Raw genomic sequence first — 21,577 nt, 5'->3', positions numbered from 1 at the left:
TTTTTTTCAAAACAATACATCTCAAGGAAGAATCGGAAAGGGGAAATTCTATGATTTACCGTCAACCAAGCATATTCAGAAAAATTATCGAAGTGATCGCTGTCTTTGTGGGGCTCGGCGCTCTCGATCAATATTTTAGTCTGCAGATGACAGACTGGACACTGAACCCTTTCCTTTTCGCTCTTCTTCTTTTTGCTTTGAGGTACGGGTTGATGATCGGACTTCTCGGCTTTCTCGCTGCCCTCGTCTATTATTCGCTCGAAGTGATGTGGGGGGGAGGAGATGTGTTTCTTCTTTATTATGATACGTCGAGCTTCATGGAAGTCCTGTTTCTGATCCTCATTACAATCATCGCAGGGTTGTATGGAACGTCGTTCAAAGAGAGGTACGACTCTCTCCGTGATAAGAACGAGGAGCTTACAGAAGAGAACGAGGATATCAAAGACGTTATGTCACTGCTGGAAGATTCCCACAAGTCTATGCAGAACCGGGTCCTCGGTAGTGAACATACGCTGAAGCGGATTTATGAAGTGGGGAAAGCCCTCGATAAACCTACACCTGAACTCGTGCGGAACGAGGCCATTTCTGTCATCTCGGATTTGTTCAAAGTGGAGGAAGTCGCTATTTACCGTGTAGATTCCTCCAGAAGAGCGATGCGGTTGAATGTGCGTAAAGGTCCTGAAGACGTGTTTCCGCAAACTATATTCATCAATGAGGACCATTCGATGTATCGCCGTGTCCTGACAAGTAAGACAGTGACGATACGGACGATCGATGATAAAGAGGAGGCACCGCTATTGGCGGGGCCCGTGACGTTGGGAAACGAGGTCCGCGACATATTACTCATCAATGACCTGGAGTTCAACAGGTTGACGAATTACGAAATACAGATCCTGTCTCTGATTCTGGATTGGCTCTCCGACCGGATCGAGAAATCGTCCGAAATGGTTATGAAGGAAGAAGAGACGAAGATGTGGCCCGGAACACATATCTACTACAAATACGCTTTCGATGAGAAAGTTGCTCTGCAACAATACCGGGAAGGCGAGTATGACGTGGATTACAGTGTGCTTCGTTTGAAATTCGAAGGCTTCCACGGGATGTCGAAAGTGGAAGCGGAGATGATCCTGCGCACGCATTTGAGGGAATTGGATGTCATCGGATTCGATGAGGAGAACGAAGAGTTCTGCTTTTTGCTGCCCGGCACGAAACCGGAACATGCACCGATCGTCGAAGAAAGGATCAGGCAGTGCCTTTATGAAAAGGGGGTCAACTATGTACAGTGAATTCGCTCAACCGTCCTGGATTCTGAGCATGTATTTCCTTCATGCGCTTCTGATCCTCCTGTTGTTCCTTCTCGTGCATAGACGGATAAAAGAAGAGGATCGAGGAGTGCTCTCCTGGATTACAGTCATCAGCCTGTTTCTGCCGGTGATCGGAGAAGCGTTCGGTCTGCTGGCCTGGGCCGTGGCAAAGAGGGTGGGTGTGAACGACATGATGGAGGATTATGAGGAATACGTGACCTACAAGCCGCTTATGCTAGAACGTATCAGGCATGAATCGAGAGAGAGTTATGACATCCTTCCACTGGTAGAATCTTTCAACGATTCGCAAGGGAGTCGTCAGCAGGAAACTATTATGAGGTTGATCAATTCGAACATATCGGAAAAAGGAAGGTACCTGAATATCGGTCTGATGAATACGGACGCTGAAATGGTGCACTACTCTGCTACGACCATCAATTTACTGATGGATAAGCATGAGAAAGAAGTTGAGCTTGCTAAAGAGAAATATGCAAGTAATCATAGCACGGGGGCAATAGAGCTGCTGGAGACGTATGAACGATATATGGACAGCGGATTGCTTGAAGGGGTCGCAAAACAGAAGCTCGAGCAGGAATATGAAGAGCTGCTTACAAAAGAACGGGCAATCGGGCATCAAGATCCGCTTATTCTTCAAAGACTGGGGCAACTGTATCTCTCCCGTAATGAAGAAGAGAAGGGGGTCAGGGTGATCGAAGAGCTCATCGGGCGCTTTCCGCAGGATGCCCGTGGATATCTTTCTCTTATCCATCACTATTACCGGAAGAATGACCGGAGCGGATTGAAAGATGTTCTTCTGTCTATGCAGGCGAATGTGCCGGGTGAAAATATACCGGAAGATCGAAGGTATGTCCTTCAGCAGATGTGGGGGGATTTTTCATGAAAAAATATATCGTCCGATGGAGCGTTTTCTTGTTCTTACTTCTTATCGGTCTAGTGGTCCTATTACAACTGGTCAGGCTCGATGTCCTTCACCAGTGGTTTCCGGTGACCTCTCCGCAGGTGGAAAAAGCGTCGACGATGACGGCATCGGAAAGTGTGGAAGGGGGAACCCGGATGACGGTGTACCTACATGAAAATGACAGTGAATTGTCGAAAGGTTCCATCGGAAATATGGAACAGGCACTCGACTACGCAAAGGTTCCTCATGAAAGAATCGACCGGGACGGGATAACGACCCTCGAGCCTTCTCCTTACTCGGTACTTGTACTTGCCGGGGAGCATTCGGAACAATGGCCGAAAGAAGCCATCACCTCGTTCGTGGAAGGAGGAGGCAGGCTGATGATCGCCGGACGTTTCGTCGACGAATCCTGGGATGACCTGCTCGGTATCAAAGAGAACAAAGGATTCAAGGATGGAGTGACTGGCATCACGTTCGAACAGGAACTGTTCCCGGGGTATGTAGACCTTGATGCTTCGTCTTCTTTATTGACACACAGCATCGCCGATGTGGAACTCGAAGAAGATGTGGAGGTGCCACTCAGAGTGGAAGAAGAACCACTCATGTGGATCAACGAGGTCGGAGAGGGGAAAATCATGTTCTTCAACTCGACCGTAGTTACGGATAAAAGTGTGAGAGGACTACTGATTCATTCCATGTCTCTGCTGCCTCCATCGTTTGTAAGTGCACAGGCGAGTATCAAAGTTATGCACCTGGATGATTTCCCGGCGCCGATCCCCTATTCTACGACGGAGGCGATCGATGAGGAGTATGGTCTGTCCATCAAAGACTTTTACACGGATATCTGGTGGGAAGATATGAAAGAACTGAAGGACGACTATGACTTCACGTATACCGGTTATCTGATCGGGACGTATAGGGATGATACGGAAGTTATCGGGGAAGACCTGAAGAAAACCATCCGTTATCCCATGCTTTATTTCGGCAGAAGTCTGCTGAATGGAGGCGGAGAAATCGGTCTGCATGGGTATAACCATCAATCTCTCGTTACAGAAGAGGAGCCGATAGACCCTGAACTCGGTTATCGTCCATGGGAGAACCAGGGAACGATGGAAGAGGCGGTCGTGGAGGCGAAAGAGTTGTTCCATTATTATTTCCCCGAAGAGACGCTTAACTCCTACGTCCCTCCTTCCAATGTCCTGAACCGTACGGGGATAAGCGCTCTTCATGAGACGTTGCCTGAACTTCGTACAATCAGCTCGCTCTATATCCGCGGAGACGAGGGGAGTTTCGAACAGGAATTCGAGATGGACGAAAGATTCGACGGTCTTTATCATTTTCCGAGAATGACGAGTGGGTATGTGGATGACCCGGCAGCTCAGTTCCTCATGACCGATGCTATCGCCCATACAGGAGTGTTCGCCCATTTCATCCATCCCGATGACGTACTGGATCCGTACCGTGCGAAAGGAAGAACGTGGGAGGATATGTACAAGGACCTTCAAGGTATAGGAGAGCACGTGGTGACCCACTATCCTTACCTGGAATCGATGACCCAATCGAACGCCACCGAAAAAATGATCCAGTACCAGGAATCGGATATCTCCGTCTCTTATGAGGAGGATAGTATTTTGATCACGGGAGATACGATACTTTCCCCAAGTCACCTTTTCATCCGTGTCGAACAAGGAAAATCGATTGAAGAAGGATCCCACTCGTTCGGAACAGTAGAATTATACAGCGAGGGACTGTATAAAATCACGATGCAACAGCCCCGGGCTGATATACCTCTGAAAGGAGGGGGAGAATGAAAGTAGGCATTGTCGTAGAAGGCAGTTATCCATATGTAAGCGGGGGAGTGGCCAGCTGGGTCCAGACGGTCATGCGGAACATGCCTCAGCATCAGTTCGAAATCATCACCATTACACCGAAGCCGATGACAGAAGATGATTATCGGTATACATTACCTGAAAACGTCGCAGGCATTATGAACCTTCCGTTGAACCTGGAGCAGAAACGAAGCAGAAGCCGGAAGCCGCTGACGGAACAGGAAGAGAAAGCGTTGACGGAATGGATGATGCTAGAGTCTGTAAATCCTGATGCGCTCGAAGTGATCGGAAACAGAATCGGCAACTCGACGGAATTCTTTTCCGGGGAGCTGTTCTGGGAGCTCGTCCAGAGCAGTTACGTGAAGGAGCAGCAATCCGCTTCGTTCATCGAATACCTGTTTATGTGGAAGGGTATGTTCACACCGGTCATCGAGCTGATGCAGTATGATTTCCCGGAGGTGGACCTGGTGCATTCCGTCTCAACTGGATATGCCGGACTGATAGCTGCTGTCATCAAGCATCAGCAGCAGATTCCGTATATACTCACTGAACACGGTATCTACTCCAGGGAGCGGGAGGAAGAGATCCTTCAGGCTTCCTGGATCGCCGATTACTATAAGAAACGATGGGTGGACTTCTTCCACCATTTATCAAGACAGGCGTATCTCGCAGCGGATGATGTCATCACTCTGTTTGAACGCAACAGCGAGCTGCAGGGGCATCTCGGAGCTCCGGAAGAGAAATTGAGGGTCATCCCCAATGGCATCGATTACAACAGGCTATCAGGGATTGAACGACGAACGTCTTCCCGGGACAAACTTGTGATGGGGGCGATTGTCCGTATCGTACCGATCAAAGATATCAAAACGATGATCCAGGCGGCGAAACTTCTCGAGGAACGATCGGTTCCGTTCGAGTTGTATATCATGGGCCCTTTGGATGAAGACGAGGAGTATATGGAGGAATGTGTCCGACTTATCCAACAGCTCGGTTTGGAGAATTGTGTATATCTGACCGGAAAAGTAAATATCATCGATTACTTACCGATCTTCGACGTGTGCTTGCTGACGAGCATTTCAGAAGGCCAGCCGCTGGCCGTGCTCGAAGGAATGGCTGCCGGTATCCCGTGGGTCGTGACAGATGTCGGTTCCTGTTCTGAATTGATATACGGGGGCAGTCATGATCGCTTCGGTCCGGCGGGTTTCGTCGTCACCCCGGTCAAACCGGCGCAAATTGCGGAAAGATGCGAGTGGTTCTATCACAATCCGGCAGAAGCTGAGAAGTTCGGAATGAACGGTAAGAAACGGGCGGAGGCTTATTACCAGGTCGATCAATTCATCGATCTTTACGCTGAACTGTATACAGAGAGGAGAGAAGCGTATGGCGGGCATCGGGTTTAGATTACAGAAACTGTTCCAGGAGGATTATTTCTCTTCCCGGTTCAAAGCATATGCATTCGCCGGGCTTGTAACGGCAGGTCCCTGGCTGATTGTCATCGCTACGATAACGATGATCCAGTGGCTTACGTCCTATTTCGGAGATTTATCGAGGGAACAGCGGGAACTTTTCAACCTGTCCGTTTCGTATTGCTTCATCTTCTCCCAGGTGATTTTCGGTATCCAGCAGCTTGTGGTGACCCGTTATGTAGCCGATCTTATTTATGAGAAACGGGCGAAGGAAGTGTTCTCGACGTTCATCGGAATGTCGAAAGGGACGCTTCTGTTCGCAACCATTTTCGCAGGAATCTTCTTCTTCTTTTCGAACCTGCCTTTCTATTTCAATGTTCTGATCTTCCTCCTGTTCGTGACGATCAATATGATCTGGGTCATGTTCCTGTTCCTTAGTGCCGCGAAGAACTACCAGGCGGTCGCCTACAGTTTCGTAACCGGTGCGCTTATTTCGCTCGGAATCGTTCTCTGGCTCGGATTCCATGTGGATCGTATCGATTTCAGCCCTTACAGCAGCAGTTTCTTTCTGCTGGCTGGGTTCACGGCAGGGATGATCGTGACACTCTTCGGATTACTGTTCGCTATGCTTTTGACTTTCGGTTCCAGAACCCGGGAGAATCAGTTCAGTTACCTCAGTTACTTCGATAAATTTCCTTCGCTGTTCTGGACGGGGTTTCTGTATAATTCAGGAATCTGGGTCTGTAACTGGGTGATCTGGTTCGGAGAAGGGAGGATGACGCTGTTCGATACATTCGTTTATCATCGTATCTATGACACGGCGATCTTCTGGTCATACCTGACGATCATCCCGACGATGATCATATTCGTCGTCTCGGTGGAAACGAGGTTCTACGAAAGGTATCGCATCTTTTACGGAAATGTGAATGAAGGTGGGACTCTGAATGCTATCAAACAGTCGAAGCTGAGGATGCAACGTGTGCTGAAAGAAGAGATGGAGCGGCTGTTCCGTAGCCAGGGAGTCATTTCCCTCCTGGTCCTTCTCGGGATTGGATATATCACAGCTATCGTCGGTGTCGAAGACCGGCTTATCACCATTTTCCGCTTTACGACGGTCGGTGCTTTTTCGAATGCGATGGTGCTCGTCATCACCCTGATCCTTCTGTATTTCGAGGATCGGCGCGGGGCGATGTATACGTCCATCATCTTCTTCACACTGAATCTTACACTTTCGCTTTTGTTCCTTCCGCTCGGATATGACGGGTATGGGCTGAGCTTTTCCATAGGATCGACGTCCGCCTTTCTGTTCGCACTTCTCCGGCTTGTCGCATTCATCGATAAGGTGGACTACCATGCTTTCTGCCGGCCGCATGATCTTGTGCAGAAAGAAAGGTCTATTTTTTCGAAAACAGGACGCTGGCTGAACAGGCGTACCTTCATCTGATGAATCATAAACAGGCGATCTATTCTTTTAGGGAGAATAAGGTCGCCTGTTTTTAAGGAAGAAGAGTGAAACGTATGTCTCGTGCGTTCTTAGAAACAGGAAGGAGGGATTCGATGAGTAAGCGGATACAGCGGGAAATGAACAGAATCGACATTCCCGATGAACTCGGGGAACGTTCCCGGCGTGGTATCGGGAAAGCGTTGAATGAAAAAACCTGTCCGCAGACGGCTATCCGGGGGACTGATTGCAGTCGTTGCCGCGTTGTTTCTGCTAATAGGCGGAGGTATCATCACTACGCTTTCCGTTCAGCAACAGGGAGACTTCAGCTCACCGGAATCTTCTTCCTCGGAAGACAGTGCTTCCTCCGGAAATATGGAAACGGCCGAAGAGAGTAAAAACGTACAAGGGATAATTCTGGTGAACGGTGAACTTTATATAAGAAAAAATGAAGCGGAGGTACCGTTGCAAGAAGAGATCGGTACCATCAAAGAGAGAGTTTCCGCTGGGAAAACCCCCGAGGAGAATTTGACATCAAACTTCCTTGAAGAAGGAACTGTCCTCTATGAAACAGAGGAAGAGGGAGTATTGGCAGCAGAACTTCCGGATGGAGGACGTTTCTATTTCATAAAGGAAGACGAAAAATGAAGAGGCCATGGATGAAAAAGGTGATAGCAGGCTTAGTCGGCTTTCTTCTTTTAATCACGCTCGCCGTTGTACCGGCGAAAATGAGGAGCATGGATGCAGATCAATTTTCAAATGGCGAGAGGGAGTTTGTCCGTCATGCGATTGCTTCGACGTCCGGAACGCTTGAAAATCCGTTGGAGCGATTGCTTATCCTCGGATACCGGATCGATGAGATGGAAAGGGTGAACGGGATGCCTGTGGAAGCTACCGTCGAAGCGGTCACGTTTTTCGGGGTACCAGGAGCGCGTGTCAGAGTAGACCGGAACGGAGCATCTGTTGAACGTAGGAGTTACACGCCGGGGAGGTGAAGGAATGAAACGCACATTCGCATATGGAATCGGATCTCTCTTGATCGTTTCTCTGGTCGCTTTCATAAACGTGAGCATATTTCTGAGTATCATAAGCGTCGTCAGTGCTCTGTGCATTGGAGCGTCCGGGTTGTTGTTACGTACGATGATCGGCGTCGGTCCGTGGTCGGCTGGGATGACTTCAGAAGGAACGGAAGATAAAAAGGATAAGCGTCTCGGCGTACACATAGGTATTTTTGGTCTCCCATATCTGGTAACGACTGTGCTATTTTTAGTATAGAGGAGGAGATTCTATGCAGATCAGACGCGCGGATGAAAACGACGCTTATAAGGTTGCGAAAGTTCAGGTGGATACATGGAAATCGACGTACAAAGGGATCATCCCCGAAACCTACCTGGAAGAAATGACGTATGAGAACAGGAAGGAGAAATGGCGCTATATTATCGAAAAAGGGATGGTGTTCGTCGCCGAAAATGACGCTGGAGAGATCGTCGGATTTTCAAGCGGAGGCCCGGAACGTTCCGAGGAACTGGACGATTACGACGCCGAGTTATATGCCATCTACATAAGAGAAGAGGATCAGCGGAAAGGGATAGGGCGAATGCTGATAACCCCGGTAGTACAGAATCTGATGGACCGTGGTATGACGTCGATGGTAGTGGCTGTTCTATCAGAGAATCCGTTCCGTCACTTTTATGAAGCGCTCGGGGCGAAGCGGATCGACCGGATGAAAGTAGATATCAGCGGCAAAGTGCTGGACGAATGGATTTATGGATGGACGGATTTGCACAGCCTTTTGAAGGAGGGGAAGTGAATGGAAGTAAGAGAAATGACGGTAGAAGAATTTGAAGCGTATCGCACGAAAGCGGTAGCTGAATATGCAGAAGAGCATGTAAAAGCTGGGGACTGGGAAGGAGAAGGTGCTCCGCAGAAAGCGGATGAAGAATTCCGCTCCCTGTTGCCGGACGGTGTACAGACGAAGAACCATCACCTGTTTTCTATATGCGAAGGAGGAACGGTCATCGGCATGTTCTGGCTTGGAGTAGTGGACGTGAAGAAAGGCTGGATTTATGACATCAAATTGGACGAGTCCTCACGCGGAAAAGGGTACGGGAAGCAGACGATGGCAGAAATCGATCGTCTCGGAAAAGAAATGGGGCTTCGTACCATCCGCCTGCATGTCTTCGGTCATAACCATATTGCCAGGCAGTTGTACGAGAATACGGGCTACCGGGAAACGAATGTAATCATGGAGAAAGAATTATAGAGGAAGACAGAGGAAGGCATAAAAGAATAACACAGTAAATAAGCTGGTAGAAATGGACGAGGATTTGATTCGATGAAAGAAAGACGTGTCCGCTACCGGCGCATGACGAGATTGTTTCTATCGTTATTTCTCTTTTACACGAACGTGATCGTTACGTTTGCGCTTTTTTATATTTTGCTGGATGCATGCGGTCTTGGGCCGGTTGTCGATCACTATAGAGGCCGGGAGCTGGAGCATGCAGAATGGCCGGGACGTATCGGCACCTCTTTGTATTTCAGTGTCATCACACTTTTCTCCGTAGGGTACGGGGATGTGACGCCGTTCGGCTGGTCGCGTGTGGCGGCTATCGTAGAGAGTGCCTTCGGCTATATTCTCCCTGCGGTGCTGATGTTTCCTTACGTGGCCATGAGCAGCGAAGACGAAGAGTGATTCATCGCTTCGTCTTCTGCCGCAAGAAACTGATCCCAACAATCAGGATGCCGAGTATGGCCAGGATAAAATTAGGAAGGAAGGGTGCTGATTCTATCAGGCCTGCTACATATAATATTCCGAAGAAAGATGTAAACATAAGTCCTATACGTATTCCTCTCGACTCTGTCGGTAACAGGGAGATAGCGGCTACGACGACGAGAGCCCACAATAAACTCCACATACGGATACCTCCTGTCCCTAAATCTTAAATGGTTTTTTCCTATTTTTGCAACGGGAGAAAAGACCTGCATATCTAGAAGATACTGAAACTCGAAAGGATAGAGACATGATTACACTGAAACCATTCACTGAAGAAGACTTTGATACACTCATCAACTGGATCGATTCGCCGGAATTCCTCATGCAGTGGGCAGGGCCGCATTTTTCCTATCCTCTGACCTATGTGCAACTAGAGGAATATCTATCTGGAGCAAATGAATCAGGCAGTACGACACTCATTTACACAGTTTGGGAGAAAGAGAGGCGCGTCGGTCACATTTCTCTCGGAAGGATTGATAGGGAGAATAACTCTGCGCGTATCGGAAAAGTGTTGCTCGGAGATAGTAACGCAAAAGGAAGAGGAATATGCGTCTCCATGATACGGGAAGCGTTGAGAATAGCGTTTGAGGAGCTGGAGCTGCACCGGGTAAGCCTCGGAGTTTTTGATTTTAATACGTCGGCGATCAACTGCTATAAGAAAGCCGGGTTCCAAGTGGAAGGTCTACTTCGTGATTACCGGAAGATAGAGAAGAAATACTGGAGCCTCTATGAAATGAGCATCCTGGCGGAAGAATGGGCAGGAGGTTGAAAGTTGTAAATATTTCCTGTAGGCTTGAACTGACAGAATAATGGAAACGGTTTGGGGTAAGAGAAAACGATTGTCTATACATACCTTTGACAGCGATGGATGATGTCTCTCGGAATTCCCGATTTCACGGCATATAGGAGGACATATGAGACAAGTAAGAATCGTCACGTACAAGGAAACGTGGCCGGAACAATTCAAATCGGAAGCACGAAGAATTCAGGAAGCTCTTGGTCAGATTCCTGTCCGCATTCACCATATCGGAAGTACATCGGTGCCCGGTCTTTCAGCAAAGCCCGTCATAGAAATCATGCCTGTCGTTTCCAGGATAGACGAGGTTGATAATCATACAGTGGCGATGCAGAAGCTCGGCTATGAGGCGATGGGAGCTTACGGGATCGAAGGTCGGCGTTTTTTCAAAAAAGGGGGCGACAACCGCACGCATCATGTCCATGTGTTTGAAACAGACAGCCCTCAAGCTTTGAGGCATCTGGCTTTCCGTGATTACTTGATAGCTCATCCGGATGTGGCATCAGCCTATGGGCAGTTGAAACAAGAGTTGGCCGAAACATACCCGGAAGATATGGAGTCCTACATTTCAGGAAAAGAAGAGTGGATCCGTAGAACCGAAGGGAGAGCGGTCCGCTGGTACAGAGAGGAGAGGTAATGATGAGATATTTCCTTCTATTGGCATTTGTGCTTCTGGGAGGTTGTCAGTCCGGGTTTGCGACGAGTGACTACGGTTCCCTCCCTCATACCAAGAACGATGTTACGTTTCAGGCAGAATCGGAGATCAGTCCTTCGGAGCAGGGAGTCCGCTTTTATATCATCAATGCCGGGGAAGAAGCGGTTTATTATGATATGGGTTACGAAATTGAAAAAGAAGTGGATGGCACGTGGAAATCAGTCCCTTTTGAAGACAAACCTTCGTTCCGGGAACGTGATAGAAAAGTGAATCCGGGAGAGAGCTTCGAATCGGCGGTCTTACTGGAAGAACTGGAAGCAGCTTTCAAGGATGGAGTATATCGGGTCATCGTGACGACGGCGATGGAACGGGATACGGAGAAAGAGTTCATGCTGGCTTCTGAATTCGAAGTCACGTCTTCCTAAATGACAGAAGAAAAGAGGAGAGCTATGTGAAAAAGGTATTCGAGTATTTCCGCCTGTTTATGATAGAAGCGGCGACGAACAAGATTGCGTTTTTCTGGACACTTGTACTGCCGCTCACTTTTATGATCGTCAATTCGATGGACTGGTTCGGCAGTCCGCCGGAGAACTACATATCTATTCTTGCTGCCTACTGGGCCTATCTTGTGCTGATTACTTCTATGAACGGCGTAGGGATGGGGCTTCTAGTATACAGGGATAACGGGTTTCTCAAAATGTTCTCATTTCTCTCAGGGTCCCACCAGCCTGTCGTTCTGGGTAAAATCATGGCACAGTACGTCTTCATGGTCGTCAATATGCTCGTGTTCACCATCGTTGTATCGCTACTGTTCCGCCTCGATCTCCTGATGGTGCTTGGTGTCGGCATGCTGACAGCGTTCTTCCTGAGTATCCCTCTATTCTTCCTGGCGCTTGTCGTCCCGATTCTTCCCGTGAAAGAAACAGCGATTGCGCCTTTGTTCTCGCTGGTCATTTTCGGCTTCATCTTTTTTGCACAAATGGATATCCGTAACGCAATGCTTGAGAATCTTCATTCGATTCTGAATCCCGCCGTATTCCTGAGAGACAGCACCATCGGCTTTTATCAGCTTCTGTCCTCCGCAGAAATCTCCGTGTCTGTATAGCCTTTACTGGCGGCGGCTGTGCTATACGTAGCGCTCGGACTGTTTTTCATGAAACATACCCGTCTCACTTCGGTGAAGAACCGATCGTAGAAAGGAGTACGTCATGCATCTACAAAACGTTACGTATGCCTACAGCAAAAATGAACTTCCGTTATTTCAGGGGCTCTCCCTCACGTTCCGTCAGGGGAAGTCAACGTCGTCCTCGGTGCCAACGGAGCAGGGAAGACGACCTTGTTCGATATGCTTGCCGGTGCTATGAAACGGCCGGAAGGATTCCATGATATGTTCGATCAGGAAGATATCTGCTATCAGCTACAGGGGTTCAGTCTTCCGGATACGTTACGCGGAAAAGACCTCTTCCGGTTATTTCTGAATACGGACGACAATTCTACATACGAAAGCCCGGAACAGGCGCTTCATCTGGAACTTACCGACGGAGAGAAAGAGCGGGTCCACCGACTTTGGAACAAAAAGACGGGCTTGATGTCGGTGGGGGAAAGGAGCTGGATCATGATTACGTCTGTATGTCTCCTGAACCGGCAACTATACCTTTTTGATGAGCCGACGTCCGGACTTGATCCGGAAGCGAGGCATCAGATTCTCCGGAAAATCAATCATCTAGCAGCAGAAGGCCGGTATGTCATTATGTCCACGCACATCCTTCATGAACTGAAGTATATGGATACCCATATCTTTTTTATTCATAACGGGAAGCTTATGTTTGAAGGGAGTTATGAGGAATATCTGCAAAGGGCAGGAACGGATGATCCGGATATAGCGTTCGAACAGATGAGGAAACAAACATCCTGAGGAGGGTAGAAGTCTTCGCCTATGTATCAGCGCTCCTATTCGCTATGGTTACCATTAATGTACTGATAGATAGAATCTTTGGTTAAGGGCCTACACTTATACTTCCCTGCTTTATTTCCGATTCTATGGAAAAAATTGCTCGTTCACGAATGAGAGATTGTATGATAGCTTATTCGTTGAAACCAGCCAGGGAGGTATTTTTTCATGAAGAAGGTAAGTATCGTTAGTCTATTGATGATGTTGTTGATACCGATGACGGCTCATGCTGATTGGGCGCACGTGGTCCATCCAGGTGAATCGTATTACTCGATTGCGTCCCAATATGGAGTGAATACGCACCAACTTCAATCGATGAACAATGACTGGAGTTCCTATCTTTCTGTAGGAGAAAGAGTGCAGGTGCCGGTGACACTCAATAGCTATGAAAAAGACCTTCTCGCGCGTCTAGTGGAAGCGGAAGCGAAAGGCGAGAGTTATGCGGGGAAAGTTGCAGTAGCAACAGTTGTGCTGAACCGTGTCGAGAGTAACATTTTCCCGGATACTCTGTATAACGTCGTCTATGATGGCAGACAGTTTTCTCCTGTGCTGAACGGAACGATCAATCAGCCGGCAGGAGCTGAATCGAAACAAGCGGTAGAGGAAGCCCTTGATTATCAGGGATATGATAATGGATCCCTTTATTTCTACAACCCGGATAAAGCTGAAAGTGCTTATCTGGCATCCAGAGAAGTGACTGTCGTGATTGGAAATGAGATAAATGTAAAATAGTGCGGCCCGAAATTGGACGGGTCGCACTTTTATTTTTCGTTCTCTTTCTTCTCTCTGTTCGTCACCGTCTTCACAAAGAACGCTGTCGGCATCAGCACCCCGATCATCGCTTCCAAAATAGCGAAAAACCTCGTAGGACCGACCGGAACCATGTCCCCGTACCCGACGGAAATCAGCGTTTCTCCGCTGAAATAAAGCAGATCCAGGAATGTCGGCGTAACGTCTTTCATTCCGGAGAGCGTGTAAACGAGAATCGTTCCTTGCGTGTTCAGGAAATAGTATAAGAACGCGAAGCCGAACAGTACGCCCGTCATCGACAACAGTAGTTTCAGGAAAAAGCGAGGATCAAAAGTTCCTTTTTCATCCACGTCCTGACGGAAAAAATAAATTGTATTGCCAGCTATGAATCCGAGTGTAATGATGATCAGAAATGTCGTCATCGCTACTCTCCTTTCTCCCCGAATCTATCTGACCCTTATTTATCCTTTCATAAAGTTCTTGAAACGAATTTTTGATTTACGGTTTCTTTTCCTATAACCTTAATATACAGAATATAACTTACATACTTATGAAAAGGAGACGTTCCACCAACCATGTTTTTGGATTCTTTCGGCACCAATGGATTTCTGCTATTATCTGCCTTCCTATTATTCAGCGGCGTGATTGTCGCGAAATTCTCCAGCCGCTGGGGTATTCCTTCTCTGATTCTCTTTATTATGGTCGGGATGCTCATAGGAAGTGACGGGCTGGGGTTCGTTTACTTCGATGATGCCCGTACGGCTCAGATCATCGGTGTTTTCGCGCTGGTCATCATCCTGTTCGAGGGTGGGCTGCATGCAAAATGGGCTACAGTGAAGTCTGTAGCTGTACCTTCCCTTTCCCTTGCCACATTCGGAGTGCTTATCACCTCTGTGCTGATCGGTTTCAGTGCATATTATCTTTTCAACTTTTCCCTTCTTGAAGGTATGCTGCTTGGAGCCATTGTCGGTTCTACCGATGCAGCAGCCGTGTTCGCTGCGCTGAAGGAGCGGAACATCAAAGCGAAAATGGGAGCGACGCTCGAGGCGGAATCCGGGACGAACGATCCGATGGCCGTGTTTTTGACCCTATCCTTGATAGAATTGCTCGTAGCAGAGCAAGGGTCGATCTGGTCGATGATTCCGACCTTTTTCCTGCAGATGGGTCTCGGACTTGTCTTAGGCCTTATTCTCGGGAAAACGGCTTCCATTTCCATCAATAACATCAGGCTCGATTCGAGTGCTCTCTATCCGATTCTTTCTGTCGCGTTCGCCCTCGTCACCTACAGTATTACTGCCTTTGTAGGAGGGAGCGGGTTTCTTGCGGTGTACGTAGCGGCTCTCGTTATCGGTAACAGTGAACTGACGTACCGTTATTCCATCTTCCAGTTCAATGAAGGGTTCGCCTGGATGGCACAGATTCTTATGTTCATCATCCTCGGTCTGCTCGTGTTTCCGGGACAGCTCTTCACACCGGAAATCATGGGGAACGGGTTCCTGTTAGCCTTTCTTTTGATTCTGATTGCACGACCGGCAGCCGTCTTCCTGTCGCTGATCAAGATGAATTACACCATTAAAGAAAAGATTTTCATTTCCTGGGCAGGTCTCCGGGGTGCCGTACCGATCGTGCTTGCGACCTTTCCTATTGTGGAAGGACTGGATGCCAGTCGTCTTATGTTCAATATCGTCTTTTTCATCGTTCTTACGTCTGCCCTTGTCCAGGGATCGACGATTTCCTATGTGGCTGCGAAGTTGAACCTTGTCGGTGAGAAAAAAGACGTGCCGCACCACTCCATTGAACTGATCTCTATGGGGAAAGCTCAGGCAGAAATGATTCAATTCCAGACAAATAGGGAATCGGCAGTTGTCGGCAAGAAGTTACATGAAATATCCTTTCCCAATCGTGCCAATGTGAGTGCGATCATCCGTAACAATCATGTGATCACTCCTTACGGGGAAACGGAAATCAAAGCAGGGGACTTTCTTTATATACTTGTGGAAGCCTCTTATAAAGACAGGTTGAAAAAAATATTGGAACAACGTGTAGAGCGCCCGGAATCAGAGGCGCGTGACATCGAAGGGAGTTAGGTTTATGGAGGATGAATGGAGACAGGCGATCCCGCTTCTATTGAATCTGAAAGTGTGGGAAAACCCTGATAATGAACCGGTAGGCATCAGTGGAGTTCCCGAGGGGCTCAGATGCATCGGCGTAGGTACGGATGCTGCTGTATTCCATGCGGAAGAAGTTCCTTCGTACGCATTCAAAATTTACGCTAAAGAGAAAAGTGAGAAGTTGAATGTAGAAGAATCAATCTATGCAAGACTTCGCGGTTCGCAATTTTTCCCGGTATGTTTCGGGTCGGGGGAAACGTTTCTCGTTCTCAGTTACGAAGAGGGTCCTACGTTTTTGGAATGCCTGCTTCAGGGGATCCCGATTCCGGATCAGGCTGTGAGAGATGTGGAAGCGGCGAGGGATTACGTCCGTAGAAAGGGTCTGAACCCGAGAGACATCCATTTGAAGAACGTTCTCCTTCAGGATGGGCGTGCGAAAATCCTGGATGTTTCGGAATATGTAAAAAATGGGGTTGATTGTCGCTGGGAATATTTGCGCCGGGCCTATGATGATTATTATCATCTGATTGATGGGAAGAAGGTACCGTTGTGGCTTGCGGAAGCGGTGCGCACCTGGTATCACCAGGCCGGTGATGATTTTTCCTACGATAGTTTCATGAAAAAGATTACGCGTTATACGAAATTTTATAAGTGAAATGAGAGCCCTTTTCTAAGATTGGAGAAGGGCTCTTTTTTGTTTGGACTAGTGATATGCAGATGATTATGAATAATTATTGGAGTTAGTCTCATTCCGCCGGAGGTATTCTTTGTAGACGCGCTCATTTTCTAAAGAATGAGAGGCTGGCTCATCTTCCTCCTCATCTTTCAACTCTTTGTATATCTTCTCGAGAAGATAGAGTCCACGGAAAACGCAACCGGCGATGATACCGAAAGAGATGATGCCGGCCCATAAAGGCCCTGTCTGTACAATAAGATACCCGAGAAACATACAGCCGAGAATGATCATTACAAGCATCGATAAGCTCTCCTTTATGTAGATGGTGGAAGGGTAATGTCCTCCATAGTATCACAGAAGAGGTAAATTTTCACATAAAAAAGGGGGGAGAAATGTTTCCTTTCTCCCCCCTGACTGTTAAAAAGGATTTGTCGCCCATTGAAGGGACTGCTTGATGAAGATTCGTGGATGGAGCTTGAGCTGGGCGACCATGTATTCGGCGAGATCCTCCGGCTGCATGTATTTCTCCGTGTCGTTTTTCTCCGGGTTGTCACCGAAGGCGAGTTCGGTCGCGACCAGGCTCGGGTTCATGGTGAATACGCGGATGTTGTGCGGGCGGACTTCCTGCATGAGTGCTTCCGTCATACCCTGCACAGCGAATTTCGAAGCACTGTAGGACGTCGATCCGGCTGTTCCTTTCAATCCGTTACTCGAAGATATGTTGATCATGTCACCGCTGTTTTTCTCGATCATATCCGGTAATACCGCGCGAGTGACGTGATACATACCGAACAGATTGATCTCGATCGTCCGCTTCCACTCATCCGGGTCGATATCGAGAAAGTCTCCGTGTACGCCGACTCCGGCATTGTTGATGAGAATATCCGCTTTGCCGAGGGATTCCCTCAAGCTATCGACGGCACGCTCGGTGTCTTCGAGATTGGCGAGGTCGACCGCCTGATATTCCGCACGGACGCCGTGCTTCTCCGCTTCTTCTTTCACTTTCTGAAGCTTCGATTCCGTCCGGGCAATCAATCCGACGTGGACGCCTTCTTTCGCAAGTTCAAGCGCCGTCGCTTTTCCGATGCCACTGCCGGCTCCTGTGATGTATGCGATTTTCCCTTTGATGTCCTGTGCCATTTCCTCATTCCTCCTTGATCATGCTCAAATTTTGTGTAACATGCTGAAAGGAGAGGGCAAGATGCTCAATTCCTGCAGCGACATGCTCGAACCCACCTCCAACATGCTCCAATTACAAATACCCTAAATATTTTCATGGAAAACGACACCTGAGTCGTCCCTCATTTCGATTATAGTTGAAACGAGTGAAATGGGGAGATTGTATGACAATGATAACTGAATGGAAAACGTGGCAGTCATTCAAGAATAAACAGCATCTGGATAAACACGTAAAGTTGTTTCTAGATCGGCATCCAGGAATGATTTCAGAAGGGAATTACAAAGTCCTGCAATTCATCTGGAGACATTCGCTCGTCATACCGGGAGTGTCGTTTGCGAAAGTCGCGACCATCGCAGAAGGTGCCGGAGTAAGTCGACGAACCGTCATCCGTTCGGTGAACCGCTTCGAAGAGATGGGGCTGTTGTACAGGGTGGAGGCGAAGAAACCGAACGGAAAGCGAGGGGTGAACCTTCTTGTAATGAAGCCTCCATCTCTTGATGTGCCCGGTGATGACACCCCAAGTGACACCCCACCTGACACGGCAACGAAATCCGGGGAAGCCCGTCACGACAGCTGCAGAGAAGGAAAATCCGCTCCGGAAACAGATAAGAAACAGAAAAGAATCATTTCCTGTAATAAAGACGTAGAGAAAGCGTCCCACGTACATTTCGACGTCAGCTATCTTTCCTCTATCATTCCACCCACCTTCACTGCTGCAGCCGCTCCATTCCTTCCCTTAACGGAAATCGAAAAAGGATGGAAAAAAGTATTGCACGTATATGGTAGAATGAATGCATTGAAACTACCGGTCGAAGAATACATAACGCTTCTCGTACCTGTATGGAAACAGGTGATCTACGCGTTCAAAACGGGGAAAGTGAAATCTAATCTGTTCGCTTATTTCCACGGAGCGCTGGAAGAAACATTCACCAGACAGGTAAGAAGAGAAGCTCACGGGAATTCCGACCTTATATACTATGATTGGCTGGAGGAAGAGGAGGAAGAAGGTTGCGTCTGATTTTGAAAGTGATCCTGCAGGTGGCAGGATTGTATGCATTTTATTACATAGGTACGTCGATCCAGGATTGGCTGGGGCTTCCGGTGCCGGGGAGTATTCTCGGGCTGGTTCTTCTGCTCGTATTATTGATGACAGGCATACTACCTGTCGGATGGATCGACCACGGGGCAGGGTTTATGCTTGCTTACCTGCCGCTGTTCTTCGTGCCGGTGACGGTCGGTATCATCGAATACCCGATACTGCTAAGCAAAACGGGAATCCTCATGATTGTGATGACGATCACCGGAACGTGGCTGACGATGTTCGCAGCCGGATTCACGAGTGAGAAACTGTCGAAGCGAAAGGAGGAAGCGTGATGCCTGTTCTCATGTTTATGCTGACGATTCTTTCTTTCATGATTATGGGAAAAATCTATTCCGAATATCGGACGCCGGTACTGACACCGGTGTTGACGACTGTCGTCTCCCTCGTAGTGATCCTGCTGTTGTTCGACATCCCTTATGACACATATATGAAAGGGGCGGGATGGATCGACCGGATGCTGGGCCCGGCTGTTGTCGCACTCGCATATCCGATGTACCGGCAGCGCGCGGTGTTGCAAAAACACTTCCTGCCGGTTATCGGGAGCGTCGTCGTCGGTGTCGTCACGGCATTCGGTTCCGGTTACGTAATGGCTGCATCAATCGGATTGGAGCGCGAGCTGCTGCTGACGCTGCTTCCTAAATCTCTGACGACGCCGATTGCGGTGCCGGTGACTTCTGAAATCGGAGGGATCCCGTCGATGGCGGTGGCATTCACGATGATTGCCGGATTCACGGCGATTCTGACCTCTCCGCTATTTTTCAAATACATTCCGTTCAAGGATATGGGGAAAGGGATTGCGTTAGGAACGGCGGCTCACGGACTCGGTACATCGAAGGCGATCGAATACGGGGAAGAAACGGTGTCTATGAGTTCGGTGGCGATGAGCCTCGCTGCCATCATCGGCTCGTTCTTCGGACCGTTTTTCGTCTGGCTTCTGTCCATCTGAGGATTAACCTTTTAAAAAATGTGGAAGATAGGGAGCAGGAGGGATGACAATGGTGAACCTAGGAAAAACAGATATATCGGTCAACCCGATCGGACTTGGGACGAATGCAGTCGGTGGACACAATTTATATCCGAATCTTGATGAACAGCAAGGTGTGGATATGGTGAAAGCTGCGATCGATGAAGGCGTGAACTTCCTCGATACGGCTTATGCTTACGGCTATGGTCGCTCGGAGGAACTCGTCGGTCAGGCGATCCGTGAATCCGGCAAGCGTCAGGACGTCGTTCTTGCTACGAAGGGCGCCAACACGAAAGACGGCGGCAAAAGCAACCGTCCGGAATTCCTGAAAGAAGCGGTCGACAGCAGCCTGAACCGCCTCGGTCTCGATTATATCGATTTGTTCTATATCCATTTCCCGGATGAAGACACGCCGAAGTATGAAGCGGTCGGGGCACTTCAGGAATTGAAAGAAGCAGGGAAAATCCGTGCCATCGGCGTTTCCAACTTTTCCATGGATCAGCTGAAGGAAGCGAACAAGGACGGATACGTCGACGTCATCCAGGAACATTACCATCTGTTGAACCGGGAAGCGGAGAAGACATACTTCCCGTATACGAAAGAAAACGGCATTAGTTTTGTGCCGTTCTTCCCATTCGCCTCCGGACTTCTCGCAGGGAAATACGACGAGAATACGACATTCCCGGAAGGCGATCTTCGCCTGAACAAACCTGAATTCCAGGGAGAAACGTTCAAGGAAAACGTACGCAAAGTGAAGGAGCTGAAGCCGATCGCAGATGCGTATGGAATTGATGTGGCGCAACTGGTTCTCGCTTTCTACATTCATCACGATGCGATCGATGCTGTCATTCCTGGAGCGAAGCGGAAAGAGCAGGTGCTTCATAACAACAAAGCCGGTAAAGTAAATCTTGATAAGCAGACGATCGAGCGGATCGATCAGTTGTTTTCATAAGAAATGGAAGGTGGGGCAACTCACCTTCTTTTTTTATGTTAAAATTAGGTAAATTATGCCAAACTTGCATGAGTTTCTAACGGGAGATTAGGAGGTTACATTGTTGAAAATCAAAAGGGTTTTTGGGCTTTTGTTATTCTTATCTATTTTAGTAGGGTGTCAAAACGATAACTTAAACTTGAATCACGAGGACGTTACAAGTATTGAGGTGTATGAATGGGACAGTGAAAAGCTGGTGGCGTCTATTGAGGATGAAGGTTTCATTGAAGAACTTGTAACAGAGTTAGATCAAGCCGGTACAGCTTCCACAGCTAATATGGATTTTCAGTCTCCAAATTATGAAGTTCATTTTAACAACAATGAAGAAACGTTGCTTAAGCTCGGATATTTCAAAGAGAGTATGGATTTAGGTGTGGAAGGTCGGTACTTAGGTTTGGCTGAAGGTATATTTTTCAATGTGGAAACCCGGTTACCTTTGAAATAAGTTTCAAGATATTTTTCAATTTTGAAACGAAACTGGTCTCCTATCGTACGTGTATTAAGAGGAATGGTGTAAGGGGGGGTGTTAATGGGAGTGCTACATTATAACTTTTTCCTCTTAGCGGTTTGTTTGTTATTACTAATGAATAGTGTTTGGTACTACACTTTACAGAACAAAGGCTTTCCAGGAATTCTTATGGTGACGATTTGTATACTGCTAACAGTGGGGCAAGTTGTAGTAATGCTAAGGTGAAATTATTAGAAGCAAAGGTTTTTATTTAACATAAT

The 21,577-nt window shown here is 48.0% G+C and carries 28 protein-coding genes; 24 read left to right on the top strand and 4 right to left on the bottom strand.

Features of this window, described 5'->3' with window-relative positions:
• Positions 1-50 precede the first annotated feature (50 nt).
• The 11 genes from BW944_RS07190 (at position 51) to BW944_RS07140 (ending at position 9,591) form a co-directional block, all read left to right on the top strand.
• The gene (locus tag BW944_RS07190) at positions 51-1,286 is read left to right on the top strand and encodes a GAF domain-containing protein (protein ID WP_076558222.1); all 1,236 of its coding nucleotides are present in this window, start codon (positions 51-53) and stop codon (positions 1,284-1,286) included.
• Complete coding sequence (locus BW944_RS07185) at positions 1,276-2,205, top strand: tetratricopeptide repeat protein (protein ID WP_076558220.1); 930 nt, start codon at positions 1,276-1,278, stop codon at positions 2,203-2,205. Before BW944_RS07190 ends, BW944_RS07185 begins: the two co-directional genes overlap by 11 nt.
• Positions 2,202-4,034, top strand: coding sequence for a DUF2194 domain-containing protein (locus BW944_RS07180; protein ID WP_076558218.1), 1,833 nt, complete (start codon positions 2,202-2,204; stop codon positions 4,032-4,034). Before BW944_RS07185 ends, BW944_RS07180 begins: the two co-directional genes overlap by 4 nt.
• Positions 4,031-5,452: a GT4 family glycosyltransferase PelF gene (gene pelF, locus BW944_RS07175; protein WP_076558216.1), complete on the top strand. Its 1,422-nt coding sequence runs from the start codon at positions 4,031-4,033 to the stop codon at positions 5,450-5,452. The genes BW944_RS07180 and pelF overlap by 4 nt, the downstream gene beginning before the upstream one ends.
• Complete coding sequence (gene pelG / locus BW944_RS07170; protein WP_076558214.1) at positions 5,433-6,902, top strand: exopolysaccharide Pel transporter PelG; 1,470 nt, start codon at positions 5,433-5,435, stop codon at positions 6,900-6,902. Before pelF ends, pelG begins: the two co-directional genes overlap by 20 nt.
• Before the next feature lie 204 nt (positions 6,903-7,106).
• Positions 7,107-7,547: a hypothetical protein gene (locus BW944_RS07165; protein ID WP_076558212.1), complete on the top strand. Its 441-nt coding sequence runs from the start codon at positions 7,107-7,109 to the stop codon at positions 7,545-7,547.
• An 11-nt stretch (positions 7,548-7,558) separates the two neighbouring features.
• Entirely contained in the window at positions 7,559-7,894 is a 336-nt protein-coding gene (locus BW944_RS07160; RefSeq protein WP_143525675.1) for a hypothetical protein, read from the top strand.
• A 4-nt stretch (positions 7,895-7,898) separates the two neighbouring features.
• The gene (locus BW944_RS07155; protein WP_076558208.1) at positions 7,899-8,174 is read left to right on the top strand and encodes a hypothetical protein; all 276 of its coding nucleotides are present in this window, start codon (positions 7,899-7,901) and stop codon (positions 8,172-8,174) included.
• Between the two features lie 13 nt (positions 8,175-8,187).
• Positions 8,188-8,709, top strand: coding sequence for a GNAT family N-acetyltransferase (locus BW944_RS07150; protein ID WP_076558206.1), 522 nt, complete (start codon positions 8,188-8,190; stop codon positions 8,707-8,709).
• Complete coding sequence (locus BW944_RS07145; protein WP_076558204.1) at positions 8,710-9,162, top strand: GNAT family N-acetyltransferase; 453 nt, start codon at positions 8,710-8,712, stop codon at positions 9,160-9,162. It begins immediately after the preceding gene.
• Between the two features lie 72 nt (positions 9,163-9,234).
• Positions 9,235-9,591 (top strand): potassium channel family protein, encoded by a 357-nt coding sequence (locus tag BW944_RS07140; RefSeq protein WP_076558202.1) that lies wholly within the window; start codon positions 9,235-9,237, stop codon positions 9,589-9,591.
• Between the two features lies 1 nt (position 9,592).
• Here BW944_RS07140 and BW944_RS07135 read toward each other — a convergent pair whose 3' ends face one another.
• Entirely contained in the window at positions 9,593-9,814 is a 222-nt protein-coding gene (locus tag BW944_RS07135) for a hypothetical protein (protein WP_076558198.1), read from the bottom strand.
• 105 nt (positions 9,815-9,919) lie between these two features.
• Between BW944_RS07135 and BW944_RS07130 the strand changes: the two genes are divergently transcribed.
• The 6 genes from BW944_RS07130 to BW944_RS07105 all read left to right on the top strand — a co-directional run bounded on the left by BW944_RS07130 (position 9,920) and on the right by BW944_RS07105 (position 13,806).
• The gene (locus tag BW944_RS07130) at positions 9,920-10,441 is read left to right on the top strand and encodes a GNAT family N-acetyltransferase (RefSeq protein ID WP_076558197.1); all 522 of its coding nucleotides are present in this window, start codon (positions 9,920-9,922) and stop codon (positions 10,439-10,441) included.
• 145 nt (positions 10,442-10,586) lie between these two features.
• Positions 10,587-11,105: a GrpB family protein gene (locus tag BW944_RS07125; protein WP_076558195.1), complete on the top strand. Its 519-nt coding sequence runs from the start codon at positions 10,587-10,589 to the stop codon at positions 11,103-11,105.
• Positions 11,105-11,548 (top strand): immunoglobulin-like domain-containing protein, encoded by a 444-nt coding sequence (locus BW944_RS07120; protein ID WP_143525674.1) that lies wholly within the window; start codon positions 11,105-11,107, stop codon positions 11,546-11,548. Before BW944_RS07125 ends, BW944_RS07120 begins: the two co-directional genes overlap by 1 nt.
• A gap of 26 nt (positions 11,549-11,574) precedes the next feature.
• Positions 11,575-12,228, top strand: coding sequence for a hypothetical protein (locus tag BW944_RS07115; protein WP_076558192.1), 654 nt, complete (start codon positions 11,575-11,577; stop codon positions 12,226-12,228).
• 153 nt (positions 12,229-12,381) lie between these two features.
• Positions 12,382-13,038, top strand: coding sequence for an AAA family ATPase (locus BW944_RS07110; protein WP_084193666.1), 657 nt, complete (start codon positions 12,382-12,384; stop codon positions 13,036-13,038).
• Between the two features lie 204 nt (positions 13,039-13,242).
• Positions 13,243-13,806, top strand: coding sequence for a cell wall hydrolase (locus BW944_RS07105; RefSeq protein WP_076558191.1), 564 nt, complete (start codon positions 13,243-13,245; stop codon positions 13,804-13,806).
• 29 nt (positions 13,807-13,835) lie between these two features.
• On the opposite strand, the gene BW944_RS07100 is transcribed toward BW944_RS07105, so the two are convergent.
• On the bottom strand, positions 13,836-14,246 hold the full coding sequence (locus BW944_RS07100; RefSeq protein ID WP_076558189.1) for a potassium channel family protein: 411 nt from the start codon (positions 14,244-14,246) through the stop codon (positions 13,836-13,838).
• Positions 14,247-14,399: 153 nt separating this feature from the next.
• Here BW944_RS07100 and BW944_RS07095 point away from each other — a divergent pair, with 153 nt between their 5' ends.
• Positions 14,400-15,911, top strand: coding sequence for a potassium/proton antiporter (locus BW944_RS07095; protein ID WP_076558187.1), 1,512 nt, complete (start codon positions 14,400-14,402; stop codon positions 15,909-15,911).
• A 4-nt stretch (positions 15,912-15,915) separates the two neighbouring features.
• Positions 15,916-16,590, top strand: coding sequence for a serine/threonine protein kinase (locus tag BW944_RS07090; RefSeq protein ID WP_076558186.1), 675 nt, complete (start codon positions 15,916-15,918; stop codon positions 16,588-16,590).
• A 66-nt stretch (positions 16,591-16,656) separates the two neighbouring features.
• On the opposite strand, the gene BW944_RS07085 is transcribed toward BW944_RS07090, so the two are convergent.
• Both BW944_RS07085 and BW944_RS07080 read right to left on the bottom strand, forming a co-directional pair.
• On the bottom strand, positions 16,657-16,911 hold the full coding sequence (locus BW944_RS07085) for a hypothetical protein (RefSeq protein WP_076558184.1): 255 nt from the start codon (positions 16,909-16,911) through the stop codon (positions 16,657-16,659).
• Between the two features lie 117 nt (positions 16,912-17,028).
• Complete coding sequence (locus BW944_RS07080) at positions 17,029-17,751, bottom strand: 3-ketoacyl-ACP reductase (RefSeq protein ID WP_076558183.1); 723 nt, start codon at positions 17,749-17,751, stop codon at positions 17,029-17,031.
• Positions 17,752-17,954: 203 nt separating this feature from the next.
• Between BW944_RS07080 and BW944_RS07075 the strand changes: the two genes are divergently transcribed.
• From BW944_RS07075 to BW944_RS07055, 5 genes are all read left to right on the top strand, one after another.
• Positions 17,955-18,809, top strand: a complete 855-nt coding sequence (locus tag BW944_RS07075; protein WP_143525673.1) for a helix-turn-helix domain-containing protein — start codon at positions 17,955-17,957, stop codon at positions 18,807-18,809.
• Positions 18,800-19,165 carry a CidA/LrgA family protein gene (locus BW944_RS07070; protein WP_159438187.1) on the top strand — a complete coding sequence of 122 codons (366 nt, stop codon included), beginning with the start codon at positions 18,800-18,802 and terminating at the stop codon, positions 19,163-19,165. The genes BW944_RS07075 and BW944_RS07070 overlap by 10 nt, the downstream gene beginning before the upstream one ends.
• On the top strand, positions 19,165-19,839 hold the full coding sequence (locus BW944_RS07065; protein WP_076558179.1) for an LrgB family protein: 675 nt from the start codon (positions 19,165-19,167) through the stop codon (positions 19,837-19,839). The genes BW944_RS07070 and BW944_RS07065 overlap by 1 nt, the downstream gene beginning before the upstream one ends.
• Before the next feature lie 43 nt (positions 19,840-19,882).
• Positions 19,883-20,809 (top strand): aldo/keto reductase, encoded by a 927-nt coding sequence (locus tag BW944_RS07060; RefSeq protein WP_076558177.1) that lies wholly within the window; start codon positions 19,883-19,885, stop codon positions 20,807-20,809.
• Positions 20,810-20,912: 103 nt separating this feature from the next.
• Positions 20,913-21,293, top strand: coding sequence for a hypothetical protein (locus BW944_RS07055; protein ID WP_076558176.1), 381 nt, complete (start codon positions 20,913-20,915; stop codon positions 21,291-21,293).
• Positions 21,294-21,577 lie beyond the last annotated feature (284 nt).

The sequence above is a fragment of the Salimicrobium flavidum genome (assembly GCF_900156645.1).
Taxonomy (GTDB): domain Bacteria; phylum Bacillota; class Bacilli; order Bacillales; family Halobacillaceae; genus Salimicrobium; species Salimicrobium flavidum.
The sequence above is the reverse complement of the archived record's forward strand: the minus strand, read 5'-3'. Positions and strand labels throughout refer to the sequence as shown.